We start from the raw sequence: 2,292 nt of genomic DNA on the forward strand, positions 1-2,292 counted from the left end.
GATGAGTTCCCACACATCGATGTCCAGGTTGTCGCTGATAACGGACAACTCGTTCGCGAAGGCAATGTTGACGTCGCGGTATGCGTTCTCGACGAGCTTGGACATCTCCGCCGTTGCGGCGTCCGTGAGATGGATCTCGCCCTGGCAGAACACTGCGTACAGGGCGGCGGCGGCTTCCGCAGCCTCAGATGTAAGACCGCCCACCACCCGGTCGTTGGTCACCAGCTCGATCATGATCCGGCCCGGAAGCACCCTTTCAGGGCAGTGCGCCACCAAAAGCTTCGGCTTCCCCTCGTGGCCGTCCAGGCTGAGGTCCGGGCGCAGCCCAAGGATCAGCTCGGCGAGCCGGCGCGTGCTGCCGGGAGGCGACGTCGACTCCAGGATCACCAGTTCCCCGCCGCTCAGCTGCGGGGCGATAGCGCGGGCGGCGGCAGCAATGTAGGACATGTCGCCCGACTTGTCCGCATCGAACGGGGTCGGCACGGCCACAATGTAGGCATCCGCGGCGGGCGTTTCGAGCTGGGCCCGGAGCCGCCCCTGGCTCACCGCGCCCGCGACGTGGACGCCCAGGTCAGGTTCCACGAAGGGCACGTCGCCGTTGTTGATGGCGGTCACGGTGCCCGGATTGACGTCGACGCCGATCACCTCGAGACCGTTGGTGGCCAGGATGGCCGCTGTGGGCAGCCCGATGTAACCAAGTCCGACGACGGCGACTGTCCTGATGGGTGCCTCGGTCTCGGCAGCCTTAGATGTCAACATGTTCATTTAACTTTCCATAGAATTTCAAGTCTCCGGACGCGAGCAGCTCTGCGTCCTCCACCTGCCAGGTGTGTCCGTTACCGGTGCGGACCTGGAAGTAGTTGAAGCGGTCCTCCGAGTAAATGATCCTACCGGCGGCATGGGCGGCACGGAGAAATCCTGTGTCCTCGCCGATGCTGACATGAAGGAAGGGGTGGTCGGTGAAACCTTCCCTGTGGGCCATGATGGTTGGTCCCATCACGAAGTCGGTGTACCGGTGTTCCCGGGCCGCGAACCGCAGGATCGCGGCGTTGGTCGTCTCAAGATGCATGTAGTGGGCCTGTTTCCCCACAACATCGGCGCCGGAGTAGGACAGGGCATGGAGCTGGTCACTCAGATAGTGCGGGCCGTAGTGGTCGTCGTCGTCCATCTTGGTGAGGACCTGCCCGCTGGCCGCGGCGACGCACATGTTCAGGCACTTCCCCAGTGACACGTCCCGCGGTGCCTCGAGAAGCACGACGTTGCGGAGCCCGGACTCTTCTGACAGCTCCGCCAGGCGTTCGGCGGAGAGCTGGAAGCCGTGGGTGAGCAGCACCAGCTCCGGCTCCACGCCGCGCTGGCTGGCCAGGGTCCGGAAGACATGTTCCAGGTTTTGAGGCCGGATGGTCGGCAACAGAACGGACACTGACGGCCGCGACGCGCCCGCCGCGAGTGCTGGCACGGCATGCTGCAAGACAGTGGCCGCCCGATGGGAGTACGTGTGATGCGACCAGATGGTGCGTTGGGCCAGGTGGGCCGTGCGGTCGTTCAGCTCCGGGTTGGAAACCAGCGCCCGGGTGAGGTGCTCCGCTTCCTTGCGGGTGGCGGCCACGGGCACGGCCGCGGGGGTGAAAAACTGTCCCATGGCCTGGCTGGGCGCGGTGATCACCGGTGTCCCGGACGCCGAGATTTCAAAGATCCGCCGGGCGCACATGCTGGGCGAGTCCACAACGGAATTGACGTTGAGGAAGACCTTGTAGGCCTTGTAGGCAGACAGCGTCTGCGCGTACGTCAGCGAACCGACCACGTGCGAGTCCAGCGGTGCCGGGAACTGGTACTCGGCGTTGCCGCCGAGCTGGCGGGAGAAGATTTCCAGCCCCGTCTTCATCCGGGTGGACGCGTCCAGCGCCCCGCCGAGCAGGAGGTCCATCTGGGCACGGCGTTCGGGATATTTGTGGGCAAAGTACATCCCGGCAAAGGCAACGTCCCGCTGGTGCCGGCCGTGTCCGGGCCGCACGGGGTTGTGGATGGCCGGCTGGGCCGCGAACGGGAGCACGGCGACGCGGTCATGCCCGAGATCCTCGGTGTACTGGGCTATGCGGCCGGAGTCAGAGGTGAAGACGTGGTCAAACAGCCGGGCAGCGGGCAGGAAGTCGTCATAGTGCGGCGGGTCCTCCTTGTTCCAGAAAACGGTGGGAATCCCCTGGTCCCGGCACCACTGGACCAGCTCGCGGAACTCGCTGCTGGGCCCGCTGGGGCCGGTCAGCTTTCCGCGCCACAGGCCGCCGTTTCCCG

2 protein-coding genes are annotated in these 2,292 nt (G+C 65.5%); both read right to left on the bottom strand.

Translation table 11 applies throughout. The annotated features are described in order from the left end of the window. On the bottom strand, nucleotides 1-765 hold a 765-nt coding region (locus tag LQV45_RS26515; RefSeq protein ID WP_230009697.1), incomplete at its 3' end, for a nucleotide sugar dehydrogenase. After that, nucleotides 746-2,292 (bottom strand): glycosyltransferase (locus tag LQV45_RS26520; protein WP_230009699.1); only part of this gene is annotated, 1,547 nt, incomplete at its 5' end. The genes LQV45_RS26520 and LQV45_RS26515, both read right to left, overlap by 20 nt.

It is taken from the genome of Microbacterium sp. Bi128 (assembly GCF_918698205.1).